This is a genomic window from Caballeronia sordidicola (assembly GCF_000729995.1).
Classification (GTDB): domain Bacteria; phylum Pseudomonadota; class Gammaproteobacteria; order Burkholderiales; family Burkholderiaceae; genus Caballeronia; species Caballeronia sordidicola_A.
The window spans coordinates 307,117-324,713 of sequence record NZ_JNFG01000199.1 but is presented as its reverse complement, the minus strand read 5'-3'; the positions used below and the strand labels follow the sequence as shown (position 1 = coordinate 324,713).

General features: G+C 59.6%; 15 protein-coding genes and 1 pseudogene. 11 read left to right on the top strand and 5 right to left on the bottom strand.

The features are described from left to right. Positions 1–9: 9 nt before the first annotated feature. Positions 10–206 (top strand): annotated as a pseudogene (locus tag FH08_RS54500) (IS6 family transposase); the annotation flags it as partial. A 164-nt stretch (positions 207–370) separates the two neighbouring features. On the opposite strand, the gene FH08_RS0136190 reads toward FH08_RS54500, so the two are convergent. Further along, complete coding sequence (locus FH08_RS0136190; RefSeq protein ID WP_031363020.1) at positions 371–952, bottom strand: carbonic anhydrase; 582 nt, start codon at positions 950–952, stop codon at positions 371–373. Positions 953–1,253: 301 nt separating this feature from the next. Next, positions 1,254–1,766, bottom strand: coding sequence for a beta-class carbonic anhydrase (locus tag FH08_RS0136185; protein ID WP_031363019.1), 513 nt, complete (start codon positions 1,764–1,766; stop codon positions 1,254–1,256). A 1,076-nt stretch (positions 1,767–2,842) separates the two neighbouring features. On the opposite strand from FH08_RS0136185, the gene FH08_RS0136180 reads away from it, so the two are divergent. Together FH08_RS0136180 and FH08_RS0136175 are read left to right on the top strand one after the other, a co-directional pair. Beyond that, positions 2,843–4,606, top strand: a complete 1,764-nt coding sequence (locus FH08_RS0136180) for an MOSC and FAD-binding oxidoreductase domain-containing protein (RefSeq protein WP_031363018.1) — start codon at positions 2,843–2,845, stop codon at positions 4,604–4,606. A gap of 60 nt (positions 4,607–4,666) precedes the next feature. Further along, the gene (locus tag FH08_RS0136175) at positions 4,667–4,873 is read left to right on the top strand and encodes a hypothetical protein (protein ID WP_152603004.1); all 207 of its coding nucleotides are present in this window, start codon (positions 4,667–4,669) and stop codon (positions 4,871–4,873) included. 173 nt (positions 4,874–5,046) lie between these two features. Here the strand turns inward: FH08_RS0136175 and FH08_RS0136170 are convergent, their stop codons facing one another. Beyond that, positions 5,047–5,898, bottom strand: a complete 852-nt coding sequence (locus FH08_RS0136170) for an enoyl-CoA hydratase/isomerase family protein (protein ID WP_031363016.1) — start codon at positions 5,896–5,898, stop codon at positions 5,047–5,049. A 740-nt stretch (positions 5,899–6,638) separates the two neighbouring features. Between FH08_RS0136170 and FH08_RS0136160 the strand changes: the two genes are divergently transcribed. The 3 genes from FH08_RS0136160 to FH08_RS0136150 all read left to right on the top strand — a co-directional run bounded on the left by FH08_RS0136160 (position 6,639) and on the right by FH08_RS0136150 (position 10,688). Then, positions 6,639–7,598, top strand: a complete 960-nt coding sequence (locus FH08_RS0136160; RefSeq protein WP_031363014.1) for a catalase family peroxidase — start codon at positions 6,639–6,641, stop codon at positions 7,596–7,598. A gap of 516 nt (positions 7,599–8,114) precedes the next feature. Continuing rightward, the gene (locus FH08_RS0136155; RefSeq protein WP_031363013.1) at positions 8,115–9,386 is read left to right on the top strand and encodes an MFS transporter; all 1,272 of its coding nucleotides are present in this window, start codon (positions 8,115–8,117) and stop codon (positions 9,384–9,386) included. Between the two features lie 225 nt (positions 9,387–9,611). Next, entirely contained in the window at positions 9,612–10,688 is a 1,077-nt protein-coding gene (locus FH08_RS0136150) for a porin (protein WP_031363012.1), read from the top strand. Between the two features lie 157 nt (positions 10,689–10,845). On the opposite strand, the gene FH08_RS0136145 is transcribed toward FH08_RS0136150, so the two are convergent. Then, positions 10,846–11,307: a MarR family winged helix-turn-helix transcriptional regulator gene (locus tag FH08_RS0136145; RefSeq protein ID WP_031363011.1), complete on the bottom strand. Its 462-nt coding sequence runs from the start codon at positions 11,305–11,307 to the stop codon at positions 10,846–10,848. A gap of 163 nt (positions 11,308–11,470) precedes the next feature. Between FH08_RS0136145 and FH08_RS0136140 the strand changes: the two genes are divergently transcribed. From FH08_RS0136140 to FH08_RS0136120, 5 genes are all read left to right on the top strand, one after another. After that, positions 11,471–12,253 (top strand): crotonase/enoyl-CoA hydratase family protein, encoded by a 783-nt coding sequence (locus FH08_RS0136140; protein WP_031363010.1) that lies wholly within the window; start codon positions 11,471–11,473, stop codon positions 12,251–12,253. 75 nt (positions 12,254–12,328) lie between these two features. Further along, positions 12,329–14,200 carry a feruloyl-CoA synthase gene (locus tag FH08_RS0136135; RefSeq protein ID WP_051888789.1) on the top strand — a complete coding sequence of 624 codons (1,872 nt, stop codon included), beginning with the start codon at positions 12,329–12,331 and terminating at the stop codon, positions 14,198–14,200. Between the two features lie 21 nt (positions 14,201–14,221). Further along, on the top strand, positions 14,222–15,124 hold the full coding sequence (locus tag FH08_RS0136130) for an amidohydrolase family protein (protein ID WP_031363008.1): 903 nt from the start codon (positions 14,222–14,224) through the stop codon (positions 15,122–15,124). A 20-nt stretch (positions 15,125–15,144) separates the two neighbouring features. Continuing rightward, positions 15,145–15,918, top strand: a complete 774-nt coding sequence (locus FH08_RS0136125) for an SDR family NAD(P)-dependent oxidoreductase (RefSeq protein WP_031363007.1) — start codon at positions 15,145–15,147, stop codon at positions 15,916–15,918. 110 nt (positions 15,919–16,028) lie between these two features. Then, on the top strand, positions 16,029–16,364 hold the full coding sequence (locus tag FH08_RS0136120; RefSeq protein WP_031363006.1) for a hypothetical protein: 336 nt from the start codon (positions 16,029–16,031) through the stop codon (positions 16,362–16,364). A gap of 128 nt (positions 16,365–16,492) precedes the next feature. Here the strand turns inward: FH08_RS0136120 and FH08_RS0136115 are convergent, their stop codons facing one another. Then, the gene (locus FH08_RS0136115) at positions 16,493–17,590 is read right to left on the bottom strand and encodes an NAD(P)-dependent alcohol dehydrogenase (protein ID WP_031363005.1); all 1,098 of its coding nucleotides are present in this window, start codon (positions 17,588–17,590) and stop codon (positions 16,493–16,495) included. Positions 17,591–17,597 lie beyond the last annotated feature (7 nt).

Here is a 17,597-nt window from a genome sequence, read left to right as displayed (position 1 = left end):
ATCTGATGCTGGCGCGATAAATTCGGCGCGGGCTTTGCTCACCGGCTGAAAGCGGCGCGACGCAAGCCCGGTGCACTGGGCGCCTTGACGAGATGTTCGTCACGCTGCGTAGCGAACCGTAGCTGCTCTGGCGTGCAGTCGACGAGCATGGCGCTGAACGCTGGTTCTTGCTGCAAAACGCACGTCGCCGTGGATCGCGCGTGCGAGTAAGCCAAGAGCGACGTATCGCTGAAACATCCTGTGATGCTGTAGTTCGTTGTCCAATGCTTCCAGGGGCGATCTAAACTTGGCCCGTGCTCCAGCGTGCCCCGCTACCGCACGCTACAGTAGCGGAAAGGATCGCACCGCACTCACTCGTTCACGCCGCGATTCATGCAGGAATGTCCCGCACCACTTCGATCAACTTGGCGGAACTGATTTCATAGAAGAAGCCGTAGAGCTTGACGTGCTTCGGCACCGCCGGGCTCGAACGAAGCAACTTGATGTCATAGTTAAGCGACTCCTCGAAATCCATGATGGCGAGGCTATCGTGATCGAACAGCTTGGAGATATCAGCGTGATGATGATCATGAAACTCCTCGACGATCAGCTCCGGCGTCAGGGTCGTCGTACCGCAGAACGAATGGTGAACTACAACGACTTTTTGTACATCGAATAGATAATCCATCGCCGCCACGGACGCTAGAGCGAAGGCGGCGCGTCCGCCCGCGTTGGTCGCGGCAAACAGTGTTCGCGTGGATCCAACTCGGGTGCCATTTTCGTCGGTGATGATTTCTCCCGGGTAGACCTCGTCCCCGAAATAGTCGGCGACGGCCTGCGGGATTTCGACAGCCCGAGGATCAAGGCAGTGAATCACAAGTGTCTTCATCGGGATGGCCTGGTTCGCGCCCTCGAAGGTCTTCATATCGAACCCGGGTAGATTCCTGTACTCGTAATCGCTAAACTTGTCCATTTTCTTGCTCCGTTGGTGCGCAACCAGGGTATGGAACATCGCCCCTGTAAGTTACTTGCGAATCCGTCACTTGCCGAAAGCGTCCGTTTAAAGAAGTGCGTTCCACACCGGAAGCGGTCATGGCGGCGTCAGAAGTACGCACGGAAGTTGCGGGTCGAGCAGGTGTGAAAACACGCTGGTCGCCTACACTGGATTAACTCAGGGCGTCTTTTCCCAGAATCGCGGGCGACCGAAGGGGAAGCGGCGACTGTCGCACAGTCGCCCTCAGGTACTTTATGGATGTTCGCAAGCGATACCTGGCCTATCCATTCTTCCCTGTGACAACTTCTTTCAGTTCCCCCGTTGCGAGATTTAGAACGAAGCCGCGAATGACGATTTCTGATGGCACCCACGGATGAGACCGGAGCTTCAACATCTGCTTCTTCGTTGCTTCATTGACGTCGGTATAGAAGTGGAATTTTGCGGGAGTCACTGCCAACACCCCGGTGCGTTCGTGAAGATGCTTCTCGAACGACTCGTCTGTAAACATCTCACTCCCACAGCCCGTGTGACCGACAATCATGATTTCCTTCACGCCCAGAACGTGAATCGAAAACATGAGCGACCGTACAACATCCTCGGTAACAGCTGTTCCAACATTCCGAATAAGGTCCGCATCAGCAGGTTTGATATCAAAACGTTCCAGTAGTCCGTTCATACGAGGGTCCATGCACGTGATGATCGCGACCTTCGGAGCGGGCTTATCCGCCAACGATGGATCGTGGTGCTTTGCACTTGCCTGACTTGAAACGATTGCGTGATCGATCAGACTCATTTGGATTCTCCTTTGCGCTTGACGATCGATATCTTCGATTTCGTCAAGGCGCGGTTTGTCGGCACTCGTTGAAAACTGACCGCGAAAGGGGCTGCGACCGAAAGATTGGCTCTTGGCCGTTGATAACCGCACCTCCCGCCCAAAAAAATAGCTTTCGACTTTGAAAATTTAGTAATCCGATATAAAGCATATAAATCTGTTTCGATGCTTTGGTCGGCTCGAGGTCAGAATTGCTCCAGCCACCGCTGAGCGCGCGAACGAGGTGCTTTGCCGATGAAGATGCCTCATTGGTCTGCTGCGCCTCAGACGTCTCAGTCGTGATCCGGGATGCTTTGGATTCTGCGCGCGTTTCGACGCGAAAACATCATGTCCCGTGGCAATTCAATTGTTCCCATCACTCAACCATGTGTCGGCCCTGAACTGATTGGTACATGTACTACTCCATGCCTCGCACGCGCGCACGGTCAAGGCATTCCACGCTTGGCCGAACTGCTGAACCAATACAGCTCCAAATTTAAAGTTATTTTTTTCGTGAACACTTAACGGATATCAAAATCGCACGCGGTTCGACCTTGCGATTCGTGCAGTTCAAATGTTTGCTTGACGCTGCTGCACTTCTAACTTGAAAACGCCGCGATTTGAAGCTAGTGTGATGAGGCCGTCGGGCGTGCCTGCATCTTTTTTGCACGGTAGACACGGGTCGCAACAGGCTCCAGCGGACAGTAATCGACATGCGCGACGTTGTCTCCGCGAAGGCGCCCTGAAGGACGAAGCCTGTGACGCATCGCGATGTTCATCGTGGTGCTGCTGGTGCTCTCCGTCCCCGCGAGCGCTTTAATGCACGCGGCCGCACCGGCACTGGAACAGATGCCCGGCACGATGCTGGCCCGCGTCCCGGGTGTGCCGCCTGCACAGTGTCGGACTATATTGACGGCAGGCAAAACCATGTCGATCCGGGCCAGACAGTGGTTCCACACGGCCCGAATCGCGAACTCAGCATTGCCTGAGTGCGCCCGGAGCTCAAGACATAACGGTTCGACATCGCGCGAATGTGTGGTTGCCTGCGGAGACGAAACATGGCTCGACTGCTATCGGTGAACGTTGGACTTCCGCGCGACATGGAGTGGAAGGGCCGCACTGTGCACACCGGGATCTGGAAGACGCCGCTGCAAGGCCGTTGTCGGGCGAGGCGATTGAACCTGGATGGAGACGGGCAAGGCGATCTGGCCGGTCACGGGGGCGAGCATCGAGCCATCTTCGTCTACCAGATTGAATCGTATCGTTATTGGCAAGAGCAGTTGAGCAGGACCGACTTCTCCTACGGACAGTTCGGCGAGAACTTTACGATCGAAGGCATGCCTGACCTGGATGTGTGCATAGGCGACCGCTATAGGATCGGAAGCGGGCTGTTCGAGGTCACTCAACCTCGTGTCACCTGCTATCGTGTAGGCATCCGAATGAATGAGCCTCGGATGCCGGCGTTCCTGACGGCCAGCGGCCGGCCGGGGTTCTACTTTCGCGTCTTGCAAGAGGGCGAAGTGGGTGCCGGCGACGAGATCGTGAAGGTGGCAGGGGTTAATGAGCGAATGACCGTCGCCGAAATCAACGCCCTTTTGTATTCACCCAATCATTCGCGCGATCAACTGGAGCGCGCATTGCGAATAGAGGCGCTTTCCCCCGGATGGCGCGGGTCGTTCGAGGCGTTGCTGCAGAGCTCCATGAACGGATCGACGACGGGCAATGCCGGCCTTGCACCCGCGGGGGCTTCCTATCATGTTGCACCGGGCTTTCGAGCACTAAAGGTGACGGCGATCGAGCAGGAAGTTGCAGACGTCCTCTCGCTGACATTCACGAGCACAGACGGACAACCACTGCAGAAGGCTCTTCCCGGCCAATACGTAGTGTTACGCCTCCAGCCGGTCGCGGGAGGGCCATCGCTTTTCCGCAGCTACTCGCTTTCGGGTTCACTTTCGACGGAAAGCTATCGCATCAGTGTGAAGATCGAGCCGCATGGTGCGGCGGGAACCTACCTGCGGCAGCATGTACAGGCGGGCGACGTGCTCGATGTCAGCGCTCCACGCGGGAGTTTCGTTCTCAAGCCGGGAGACGGGCCGGTGGTGCTCCTCAGCGCGGGTATCGGCGTGACGCCCGTTCTGGCAATGTTGTACTCGCTGTCCGCGGCCCGGTCGACAAGAGAGGTCTTGTGGATGCATACGGCGCGCGACGGGAAACATCATCCGTTCGCTGCCGAAGCGCGCCGTCTCATGCTCGCGCTGAGCCATGGCCGCCGCTATATCTGCTATAGCGCGCCAGACTCGCGCGACCAGCTGGATGAGAGTTTCGACGCGACCGGTCATCCGTCGCAAGCGATGCTCGATGAGGCGGGTGTCTCCCGAGAGGCGGACATCTATCTCTGCGGACCGCCACGCTTCATGGCGGACATGAAAGAGGCGCTTGCGAACCTGGGTGTGGCGCCGCAACAGGTTCACGCCGAAATCTTCAATGGGGGCGAGGCCTTGAATCCTGGCATCGTCAGCAACTCGACACGCGCTCCGCATCCGCCCAAAGACGAGACGAACAAGGGTCCGCTGGTATCTTTTTCGCGCAGTGGCATCGCCGCACGCTGGAATGCGTCGGCATACGGGAGCATTCTGGAGTTGGCCGAGGCATGTGACGTTCGGGTCCGCTGGGCCTGCCGCGCCGGTGTATGTCACAAATGCGAGAGCGGCTTGATCTCCGGGCCCATCGCGTACCAGCCTGATCCACTCGACCCGCCTCTTGAGGGAAACGTCTTGATCTGCTGCGCCTCGCCGCGGGGTGACGTGGTAATCGACATCTGAGCGGCGTCGCGAGTACGGGGAGGGCAGGCGCTGGTGCTTTGTCGCAAGAAGGGGCCTGCTATGTTGAAGTCCCGAGAACGAATGATCTGGTCGATGAAGCAGAATCTGAATCCGGCCGTGACGAAGGTGCTCAAGCGTCTGCATTCGCCGACAGTGAAACCTGACATTCGCGGCTATTGCTATGCGAATGTCAGGAAAGTGACCTGTAGCCGCGTCTCCGGCGTCGTCACCTCAATGTCGGCGATGGCCGACGACCTGCCGATCTGAGACGCATAGTGGCGGGCTGTTGATCGGCCGGAGCTGCCATTGGGACGGACAGGGTTCTACGTCAGCAATATGCCGGATTGCTGACGGTGGTGGCAACGAGCAGCCGGACGGCAGCTTCACTACATCAGCGAACTCGCACTCTCGACTTGATGCTGCGGTGGCGCTGTCTGTCGTTATTTCTTATCCGGCAGATTGACCTCGCCAGTGTATTTGGGAAGATGAAGTTCCACGTCGGGGTTTTTCTGCAGGCCGAGTTCCATCAGTTTCGTGATAGTGCGCTGAGCCGCCGGACGCTGAACCGAAGTAATGAACGAGCTCCATTCCGCGGCGACTTCCGCGTTGGAAGGCAAGGTGGATGCATTAACCATTTGCTTTATATCGGCAAGGGACTCTTTGTCGAAGCTCGCAATCCGGCGCGCCAACGTGTCCACAAACTCGTCCAGTTCGGCATCCGGAAAGGAACGGTTGATATAGCCGTAGCGTTCTGCAATGTCGCCGGGGTAGTCATTGCCACTCAGCATGACTTCTAGCGCACGGCCCCGGCCGATCAAGCGCGGGAGGCGTACCATCGGGCCGCCGCCCGGTGTAAAGCCCCCGCCGATTTCGAACTGCGACAGTACCGCTTTTTCACGGCTGGCAAAGCGCATGTCACAAGCGAGGGCAAGTTCACTGCCAACGCCACTGGCTCGCCCACGGATCTCGGCAATCGTCACCACGGAAGAACGGGTAAGGCGGACAAAAATATCTGGCAGGGGCGGCAGGCCAGTGGAGCCGGGCGGCATGCCGGTGGTGGTCTCGAGGGGCGGAATGAAGTCGAAATGAGTTAGAAAAAATCCTGGCGTTGTACTGTCGAATACGACGACCTTTACCTTTGCGTCGCTCTCTATTTCGGTGACGACACTATTGAGCATCGGAATCGACTGCGGGCCGAAGATGTTGAACGGCGGGTGGTCAATTGTGACGCGCCAGTAATCCGGGCTGACGCGTGTAATTTTGAATTCTTGATTCTCGTTCGACGTCATCATGCGTCTCCGAATGAACAAAAAAACTGTGATGAACTACACCTTGGTAATCTCTACCTGAACGAAAGAAATTTGCCGTCGAAGTTTTTCCTCTACCGGGCTAACGGCTTCCTCAGAAGGGAAATCTAGGATTATTGTCGCTCCGAGCCAACCCCCAATCATGGATAAACAGTCTTGCCCGCGCAGAAAAGATCGGGGCGCGGCTCGATGATTCATGGGTCAACGTCGCTTGAGAAACGAAATGTCCGACTTCCGCGTTTTGGTTGAACGCTTGCGCGTTGGCTACTGGTCAGCTAATGGGCGATGAGCCAAATCCAGGAGCCACCGCCCCGATCTGCAAAGACGCCACCATTGAATTGATTGATTTGCTGCGTGAACAATTAATGTGTGGGCGTGGAGGACATTGAAGGCAAGTGAACCCATCCGCACTTGGCTCACCACACTTGCCGAACAAAGCAGCTATACCGCGGCGGCTTCGCGCATGGATGTCAGCAAGGCAACGATGAGCTGGCGTATTTCAGACTGGAACGCGCCACACCGGCGTAACGACCCAGATCACAACGCGCGTCACTTCATGCCTGCTTCGCTCGGGCAGTAGCGTGCGCGCCAGTCGCGCATGATTCTTTCCTCTGATTCATAACTGTTTGTCCGCACCGGTTATTCGAATTCGACGCCAAAACGCCTAGATTGAAATGATGTCCCAGATTGGCCGCGGACCCCTCCCAACTGATCGGAGGTTTCATATGGGCGATTTACCAGCGGAAGGCTTGTCAACCCCGGCAGCAGCCGACGACGACTATGCTTCGCTCGCAAACCAGATCGTTGACATCTTCTATAAGATCTACGGAACCCATCCTGGCTTCCGCGTCAACCACGCCAAAGGCTTGGTCGCGACAGGCAGCTTTGTCGCCACGCCTGCCGCGTCGGCATTGAGCCGCGCGGCGCTCTTCGACGGCAGCAGCATTCCCTTCACCGTGCGCTTTTCAAACGACGGTGGCTTTCCGGCCATCCCGGACGGCGCCCCTGGCAACATCAAAGGCATGGCCGTCAAGTTCCATATGGTTGGCGGGGCCGAAGTCGACATCGTGATGCTGGCGATAAAGACCTTCCCGATGGCAACTGGAGAGGAGTTTCGCGATCTGCTGATGGCCATTAGCGAGAGTCCCGACGGTACTCCCAAGCCGACCAGGTTCGATGAATTCGCCGCCAGCCACCCGACGGTTCCCGCGGCCTTCGGCACTGCGGGCACTCCGGACAGTTTTGCACATGAGGAGTACTGCGGCCTCAACGCCTTTATCTTCATCGACAAGGCCGGGCGCAGGCAGGCGGTGCGGTACATCATGACCCCGGATGAACTTGTGTATCTGACGGCTGATGAGGCTGCCAGACAACCTCCCGATTTCCTCATCGACGACCTGCCGCAGCGCATCGCGAAGAAGCCGGTCGTATTCCACCTCACGGCCCAGCTTGCCGAAGCCGGCGACCAGACGAAGGATCCAAGCCAGCCTTGGCCCAACGATCGTCAGGTGTTGGACCTGGGCGTACTGACACTCCACAAGGCCCTTGCCGACAGCCGGGAGGTGCAGAAAGATTTGCTGTTCCTCCCGACCAACCTCCCCGATGGAATTGAGCTCTCTGACGACAGGATGCCCGTCATCAGGTCTGCGGTTTACGGGGTAGCGTTCACACGACGCAGCCGTTAACCACACGCCGGGACCGATGTGCTGCAACGGACCGGCGTCTCAGGACAAGCAACGCATGCCTGACGCCGCGTTCATCACCGGCCACATCGCCCCCAGCCTGGCGCGCTCACTAAGCTCACTAAAGACCGGTCATTGAGGGCCCGCAGTCCAGGCGCAAGATCATTTGCGATTCGTCCTCGAATCAAAGTGAGGCGCGCTCCATCTCGGCTTCCGCTCGCAAACTATCGATATCGCGATAGATCGAAGCTACCGCAACCACACGTCCGTCTCGCTTGTAGCGCAGCACACAGTCGCGCCCTTCAATACTGCCGTCAACCGAAATTGCATCCCAACTCTCTGCAAGGCCGACATAGTTGATCGGAACATCGTAGTGCTGGCCCCGACCACGACAACGCGCCGCGCACTCGCTTCGGCGTTTTCCCCTATCAGTCCCCGCTTGCATTCGTTTGAAATTAACTTATCATCAATAACAAATATACAACATAACTAAATTCCAAACTGAAAGGAGACGTCTTCATGAGCATTGCCCCGCAACACGACACAGCTTACGAGCGCAAGACACTTGTCCTGCTTGGCCTCGGGTTCGGCCTCGTTGGTCTTGATCGATGGATTGTCGCCCCGCTGTTTCCGCACATGATGCATGACCTAGGGCTCAATTTTCAGCAACTCGGCAGTCTGATCGGCATTCTGAGCGTGACATGGGGAGTGTGGGCTATCGCAATGGGGGCGGTATCTGACCGTATCGGCCGGAAGAAAATTCTCGTGGTCACGATGATCGCTTTCTCCCTGTTATCGAGCCTGTCCGGGCTGGCCACGAGCTTCGCCAGTCTGATGCTGATCCGCGCGGTGATGGGGATTGCCGAAGGGGCGTTCACGCCGGCTAGCGTCGCCGCCACCGGCGAGGCTTCATTACCGTCGAGGCGCGGCTTCAACCAAGGTTTGCAACTCAGTATGTTCTCGTTGCTCGGTCTTGGTTTCGCCCCCATTCTTGCCACGCAATTGCTGCGGGTCGTGCCGTCGTGGCACTGGGTATTCATGATTTCGGCGGTGCCAGGGCTCATCGTGGCGGCGTTGATCGCACGGACGCTGCGCGATCAACCGCGCAGCGTTGGCGTGAGTGTTCGGACCACTGCTACGTCCAGCGCGGCGCGTCCGCGCTGGACTGCGCTCTTCGCCAGCCGCAACGTATGGCTGGCAATGGCTGCGATCCTGTGTGCCATGGCCGGCATTTTCGTCGTTAGCGCGATGGTGCCGACGTACCTCGTCGAAGTCCTGCATCTGGATACGCAGAGCATGGGTTTCGTCGTGTCGGCCATCGGTTTTGGCGGCTTCATCGGTTCGTTCGGCGTGGCCGGTGTGTCTGACTACATTGGGCGCCGTAACGCGGCAGTCATCGCGTTCGTTGCCGCGGCCGGATTGCTGTATGTGTTCTCGTGCACCGGCCCGAATCCGCAACTGCTGTTCGCGCTGTTGTTCGGCATCTCCGTGTTCGCACTCGGCCTGCTCGGACTTCTGAGCGGACCGATCGCCACTGAGGCCGCACCGCTTGGTCTGATCGCATCGTCGGTTGGCTTCGTCTCCGGTACCGGAGAGATATTTGGCGGCGGTCTCGCGCCTGTCATTGCGGGCTTCATTGCGCAGCACTTCGGTCTGGCGTTCACGCTTGATTTCGCGCTTGGCGGCCTGATCGCCGGCGCCGCGGTGTCGCTGTTCCTGGTCGAGACGGCGCCCCGCAAACTGGCAGAACGAGCCGTCATTCCCGGCACTTCGGGCGATCAGCCAGTATGAAACGCTAACCCGGCCGTTTCGAGACGCGCCGCGTCACTCGCTGACGCATCCGTACAGATCAACCCTTTGGATTCAGAGCGGCCTGAAGGCTGTGGCTTGCCACGCCTGTATCCGCTGCATCGAATCCGGGGGGCGTACCGCAAGAGCAATAGAAATAGAAATAGCAATACCAAACCAACTGACGACGAAAAGTCGCAATTTTTATATCCGGTAAGGAGACAGTCGATGAAGATGAAAGCGGTATGTACGGCAGCCGGCATGCTGTTCGCGTGCCACGCGTTCGCCCAAAGCAGTGTGACACTCAGCGGTTTGATCGACGGCGGCGTATCTTACGTCAGCAACGAAGGCGGCGGCCGCACACTGAAGTTCGATGATGGGATCGCGGTGCCCAACCTCCTGATATTTACTGGCAAGGAGGATCTTGGCGGTGGCACGCGGGCGATTTTTGAATTGACGAATCAGTATGAACTTGGCACCGGCTCCTTTATGCCCGGACAGAGTCTGTTCAGCCGCACGGCCTATGTGGGTCTCGCTGACGATCGACTCGGGCGTCTCACGCTCGGCAATCAATATGACTTCATGGTCGACTCGCTGTTCTTCGGCTTCGACGACGCAACCCTCGCCGCGGCGGGTGTTTACGACTTCCGCAACGGGCCGTTCGCCAAGCTTGCGTTGCCCGACAATCCGACTGGCGCGTTCGATTGGGACCGGATGGCCGGCGAACGGATCACCAATTCAGTGAAATATCAAAGCGCCACTTTTAATGGTTTTTCAGCCGGCGCGATGTACGGCTTTGGTGGCGTGGCTGGATCGATTGGCGCGAGCAATGCATCGAGCTTCGGGCTCAATTATGCGAACGGCGGGTTCGGTGCGAATGCCGCCTATACACTCGTTAAAACGGCGACGACTGGCGGTCAGGACAGCGTGCGCAACTGGGGCGTCGGTAGCCACTATCACGTGGGCGACTTCACGCTGACGGGGCTGTTCACAACAGTGCGCAACAACCTGAACGGCGCTGGCATATGGCAGGTCGAGGCCGGCAGCGCGTGGCAGATCACCCCCGCCCTGCTTTTGAGCGGCGCGTATTCGTATATGAAAGGCAACGCGGTGGTCGACGACAATCACGCGCACCAGTTGACGGCGATGTTGCAATACTTCTTGTCGAAACGCACCACCGTTTATGTCACGACCATTTATCAGCGTGCAAATGAAGGCGCCAACGCGCAGATCAACGACGTGATGGTGGCGTCGAGTTCGGCGTCGCAGTTCATCGGCCGGATTGGTGTGCTGACACACTTCTGAGCGGTGATCTGCATGGTCGCCCGCTTCGAATCATTCGTGCTGGGCCCAGGCGTTGCCGCGATGCGGCGGCTGCGCCTGCGGGCCAAGCTGACGGCGAGTTGCTTGATCGCGACGACCGGTCTGGCGCCTGCACAGACCGGCCAGAGCGGGTGCCGGTTCAGTCGGCAAAGATCTTTCGCAACAGCGCTTTCAACTGCTCGCGTTCGGCTGCGGAAAGCCTGTCTACCGCAGCGTTGTCTGCGTCCGCCGCCGCTTTCAGGGCGCGGCCATAGAGCCGCGCGCCTTGAGTCGTCAATTCGACGAGCTGCGCGCGCTTGTCTTCGGGGTTGCGCTGGCGGGTGAGCAGGCTGCGCGCTTCGAGCCGGTCAAGCAGCGTCGCGAGATTGGGCGGCGCCACCACGAGCGCTTCGGCCAGCGCCTTCTGATTGATTCCAGGATTGTCTTTTACGATCGACAGCACGCTGAATTCCGCTTGCCGCAGGTCGTGTTTTTCCATTCGTTCGTCGAATAGCGACTGTATGACGAGATACGCCCGGCGCAGGTTGTAACCCACGAGGCCGAGCAGTTCGGTCTGGTCGGCCTGATCGTCGGAAGCAACTGGAGCGGGTCTTGAGGCCATGGAGGTAGACGCTTTCGCGCAAAAGAGGGCGCGCCGATCATAACACGCTGGTTCATCGAAAAAAGCTTGCAGACACCCGATGAACGCGCCCCGCTTGTCATCTTAATAGTTATGTTGTATAACTAAATTCATGTTTTAACACCGACGCTTAACGACCATGAATATGACGCAACCTGAGTATGAGTATCTGAGCGTCCAGCTCGAAGAATCGATCGCGCTGGTCTGTCTTAATCGCCCCGCCAAGCGTAACGCGATCAGCGATGCGCTAGTGGCGGAATTGCGCCATGCGTTCGAAACGATGCCGGAGACCGTGAGGGCGATCATCCTGCATGCCGAGGGTGAACATTTTTGCGCAGGACTCGATCTGGCCGAGATGCGCGAGCGCCCCACGGTGGAGGCGATGCATCATTCGCGCATGTGGCACGCCGCTTTTGAGCAGATCCAGTTCGGGCGAGCGCCGGTTATCGCCGTGTTAAAGGGAGCGACCATTGGCGGCGGTCTCGAACTCGCCTCCGCGTGCCACGTCAGGGTCGCGGAAGAGTCGGCGTTTTACGCGTTACCCGAAGGCAGCCGCGGCCTTTTCGTGGGCGGTGGCGCGTCGGTGCGGGTGTCGCGTTTGATCGGTGTCGCACGGATGGGGGACATGATGCTGACCGGCCGGGTTTATAACGCACAAGAAGGGTACGACACCGGGATTGCCCAGTATCTGGTCAAGAGCGGCGAAGGGCTTGAGAAGGCGCGTGAACTCGCCGCGCGGATCGCGCAGAACTCGCCGACCACCAACTACGCCGTGACCCAGGTGCTGCCGCGAATCGCCGATCAATCGATTCAGGATGGCTTGCTGACTGAATCGCTGATGGCGGCGATCGCGCTGAGTGATCCGCAGACGCAGGAGCGTCTGGCGGCGTTCCTCGAACACAAGGTTGGCCGCGTGGTTCCAAAATAAATCCGCGCTCGCTCGTCACGCAACAAGATGGCCGCAAACGGCCGCTGCAAACAGGATGATGGACGGAGACAATTGATGCCAGCACATACCTATCGACGCGTAAGTTTCGGCGTCGGTCCGCTTGAAGTGAGCAATGACCGCAACAGCTCGTTGCGCGTTCGCTCGACAACACCGCTTGGTCCCTATCCGGATCGCGTGATCGATCGGTTGTTCGAGCATGCCGCCACGGCGCCGGAGCGCACCCTGGTTGCACGCCGTGGCCCCGACAGACAATGGCAGCACATAAGCTACGCACAGGCCGCCGCTGCGGCACGCAGCATTGGCGAGGCACTGCTTGCGCGCGGCTTGTCGGCTGAGCGTCCAGTCGCCATTCTTTCTGGCAACTCGCTGCAACATGCGCTGGTTGCGCTCGGCTGCATGTGCGCCGGCGTTCCGTATGTGCCGGTGTCTCCCGCGTATTCGCTGCTGGACAAGAGCTATGGGAAGCTGCGCCATATTCTTTCAATGCTCACGCCGGGACTTGTCTTCGCCGACGACGGCGCACGCTTTGCCGCAGCGTTGCGTGAAGCGGTGCCGGCTGACGTCGAGGTCGTCGTCGGAGAGACGCCGCCAGCCGGACGCACGAGTATTTCGTTAAACGAACTGATCGCCACGATGCCGACCGACGTTGTGGAGCGCGCGCGGGCCGCGACTGGCCCCGGCACCATCGTCAAGTTCCTGTGCACGTCGGGCTCGACGAAGATGCCGAAGGCGGTGATCAACACGAACCGGATGTGGTCCAGCAACCTCGTGATGGAAACCGCGGCATGGCCGTTTCTTGCCGAAGAGCCGCCGGTTTTTATCGACTGGCTGCCATGGCATCACACGTTTGGCGGCAACCAGAACTTCGGATTGACGCTGTTTCATGGCGGCTCGCTTTACATCGACGACGGCAAGCCGACAACGGATGGCATGGCGACAACGCTCGCCAACCTGCGTGAGATTTCGCCAACGGTTTATTTCAACGTGCCCAAAGGTTGGGAAGAAATTGCGCGTGCACTGGAGCAGGATGCCGAGTTGCGCGCGACTTTCTATCATCGGCTGCGCATGCAGTTCTATGCCGGCGCCGCACTCGAACAACCGGTATGGGACAGGCTTCATGCCAGCGCCGTCGCGCATTGCGGTGAACGGATCGTGATGAACACTGGCCTTGGCATGACGGAGACCGCGCCGTCCGCGTTGATGATCGTCGAGACGGAAGTGGTGGCGGGTCAGATCGGCGTGCCGCTGCCGGGAATGGAACTCAAACTCGTGCCGGTGGGTGACGGCCAGAGCCGCAAGCTCGAGGTGCGCTATCGCGGTCCGAACGTGACGCCGGGCTACTGGCGCGCGCAGGAGCAGAGCGCCGAGGCGTTTGACGAAGAGGGCTTCTTCTGTTCCGGCGATGCAGTGCGCTGGCTCGATCCGGAAGACCCCGACCGCGGCTTTGTTTTCGACGGCCGGGTTGCCGAGGACTTCAAGCTGAATACCGGCACCTGGGTAAGTGTGGGCCCGCTGCGGCAACGCGTGATTGCGGCGGGCAGTCCGTATGTGGGCGACGTGGTTGTTACCGGGCACGATCGCCACGAGATCGGCGTGCTGATCGTGCCGAATCTTGCCGCCTGCCGCCAGCTTGCCGGGGCATCGGACGATACGCCGGTCACTCAGGTCTACGCGCATCCCGATGTTGCCGCAATATTCGGCGCCCTGGTCGAGCGCCTGTACGCCGACGGTACGGGCAGCGCGAGCCGCGTTGCCCGTGCTGCGCTGCTCGATCCGCCGCCGTCCCTCGCGACCGGCGAAGTCACGGATAAAGGCTCGATCAACCAGCGCATCGTGCTCGCACAGCGTGCCGCAACTGTCGAAGCGTTATACCGCGGCGACACCACGCTCACCGTCTGGGTGCCACGTTCCATCGTGGCAGCATAAAGGGGTAAAGGAGTCACTAATATGGATATCGATAACCTGATCGCAATTGACACTCACGTTCATGCCGAAGTGTCGTGCTGCCAGCCGCCGGACCTGTTCGGCAAGGAATTCGACGACGCGGCGGACAAGTACTTTGGCACTGTGTTGCGCCAGGGGCGCCGCCCGACGATTCCCGAAACGATTGAGTACTACCGCGAACGCAAGATCGGTTTCGTCATGTTCACTGTCGATGCCGAAAGTCAGATGGGCCGCCGCCGGATTCCAAATGAAGAGATCGCCGAGTTTGCGGCCAATAACCGGGACATCATGATCGCTTTTGCGAGCATCGATCCGCACAAGGGCAAGATGGGCGCGCGCGAGGCACGGCGGCTGATCGAGGAGTGCGGCGTACGCGGCTTCAAGTTTCATCCGACCGTGCAAGGCTTCTACGCCAACGACCGCATGGCTTATCCGTTGTACGAAGTAATTGCCGAATACGGATTGCCGGCGATATTCCACAGCGGTCATTCCGGCATCGGCAGCGGCATGCCCGGCGGCGGCGGACTGCGGCTCAAGTACTCGGAACCGATTCACCTTGACGACGTCGCGGCTGACTTCCCCGACATGAAGGTTGTCATCGCGCATCCGTCGTGGCCATGGCAGGACGAGGCGCTATCAATCTGCCTGCACAAGCCGAACGTGTACATCGATCTATCCGGTTGGTCGCCGAAGTATTTCCCGCCACAACTTGTGCAGTATGCGAACTCTCTGCTGAAGGAGCGCATGTTGTTCGCCTCCGACTTCCCGCTGATTCACCCAGACCGCTGGCTCGACGATTTCCAGAAGGCCGGCTTCAAACCGGAAGTGCATCAGTTGCTGCTCAAGGACAACGCGGTGCGTCTGCTCGGACTGGGCGCGAAGCCTGAACCAGCACAGGCTGGCTAATTTTTAAAGGGACTGAAGACATGCAAGCAGAAGGACAAGCCGCGCTCGTCACCGGCGCTGCATCGGGGCTTGGCGCGCAAACAGCGCGTGCACTGGTTGCAGCCGGCGCACGGGTCACATTGCTGGACGTGAACGAAGCGGCGGCGCAGGCGTTGGCTGAAGAGCTCGGCCGTGCGAATGCGTTCGCGAAGTGTTGCGACATCACGGACGCGGCTTCGGTCGAAGCGGCCATCGATGCCGGCGAGCGCGTGCACGGCGTAGCGAGGATTCTGGTCAACTGCGCAGGGATCGGCGGCGCGAAGCGGCTCGTTGGGCGTGACGGTGCGCCGATGCCGCAAGAGGAGTTCGCGCGGGTCATCAACGTGAATCTGCTCGGCACGTTCAACGTGGTCCGCATTGCAGCGGCACGCATGACGGGTGCAGAGCCGCTGGCGGACGGAGAGCGTGGTGTCATTGTTTGCACGGCTTCGGTCGCCGCGTACGACGGACAAGTGGGGCAGGCCGCGTACGCGGCGTCCAAGGGCGGCCTCGTTTCGCTCACCTTGCCGCTCGCTCGCGATCTTGCTCAATACGGCGTACGCGTGATGACGATTGCGCCGGGGCTCTTCCTCACGCCGTTGCTTTATGCGCTGCCCGACGAGGTGCAACAGTCGCTCGCCGCTTCGATTCCGTTTCCGAAGCGGCTCGGCAAGCCGGAGGAGTACGCTGACCTGGCGCTGCATATCGTGCGTAATGTCGCGCTGAACGGCGAAGTGATCCGGCTCGATGGCGCGTTGCGGATGGCGCCGCGATAAGGATGGCGCCGCGATAAGGATGGCGCCGCGATAAGGATGGCGCCGCGAAAAGGATGGCGCCACGATCACTCAGTTCCAGTACTCACACGCTCAGCTGTCGGGGACAACTCATGCTGGATAAACAACTCGAAGCCATCGTTGCACAGGCGCACGCGGCCGGTGTGCCTGATCTTAGCGACCTGCCGCCCGCCGCTGCCCGCAGTTTGTACCGGCAAATCCTCGCGGCCGCCGACGTGGCGCCTGTGGACGTAGACGTGCGCGACCGCACTATCGATGGCTCAGGCGGACCGCTTTACGGAGATCGCCTGCTTGCGGCCGGCAATGCCGTGACGACGATCGAATATCACGGGCTCGCGCACGGCTTCATCAGCATGGGCGGTGGCGTTTCGGCGGCCCGTCTTGCACAACAGCAACTCGCACAGGCGTTGCGCGGCGCATTGCGTTAAGCACACGGGTGGCGGCGGGCAGGCTTTACCTGCGCTGTCGCTTTCGCGCTCACGTAACAGATCCAGCAAGACTTCTCATGCGAGCGCCGGTTTGATGACCGGCGCTCGCACTCCTTTGCTGCGTGGACCTACATGCGAACGATCGGCTTGATCGTGCGTCCTTCGAGTGAATCGGCAATTGCCGTATTGATCTCGCCGAGCGAATAGAACTTCACCATCCGGTCGAACGGAAAGCGCCCCTGGCGGTGCAGTTCGATCAGCATCGGGATGAAGGTATCCGGATTCGACTCACCTTCGACGATCCCCATCAACCGGCGGCCGCCGCTCATGAAATGCACCTCATCGAGCACAATCTCGGTGCCGAGCGCCGACGCACCGAGCACGCCGCAGGTGCCCCGCGGGGCCAGACTATCGGCGGCCTGGCGGATCACTTTTGCGACGCCGGTCGTGTCGAGCACATAGTCGATTCCGTAGCCTGTCAACGCAATGAGCGACGCGACCACGTCGTCGCGCGACGGGTTTAGCGTATGCGTCGCACCCACGTTGCGCGCGAAGTCGAGCCGCTCCTCATGCAGGTCGATTGCCACGATCGTCGTTGCTCCGGCGACGCGCGCGGCCATCACCGCTGAAAGCCCGACGGAGCCGGCGCCGAATACCGCGAATGATGCGCCGGCCGGTACGCGCAGTGCGTTCAAGACGGCGCCGGCGCCGGTCTGCACGCCGCACGCAAGCGGGCCGAGCAGTTCGAGCGGCGCGTCGCCGGGCACCTTCACAATATTGCGTTCGTGACATAGCGCGTGCGTTGCAAACGACGACTGACCGAAGAAATTGCCGTGAATCCGCTCGCCTTCCTTCGACAGCGCGCTACTCCCATCCGCACGAGTGCCGAAGAAGTTGCGGGGGAAAAAGGCGTGGCAATAGCTCTGCGCATGCGCCGCGCAGGACGGACATTGTCCGCACGAGTCGTAGGTCATGACGACGGCGTCGCCTGGCGCAACCTTGGTCACGTTGCGTCCCACCCGCTCGACGACGCCCGCGCCCTCGTGGCCGAGCACCACTGGATGCGGCGTCGGCAACAGGCCGTCGCGCACCACGACGTCGGTGTGGCAGACGCCGGTTGCCACGACGCGCACGAGAATTTCGTCGTCGCGCGGGTCTTCGAGCTCGAGTGTTTCCAGCGTGAGCGGTCCACCTTTGTCTCGCACCACGGCAGCCTGGATTTTCATCGTTCGT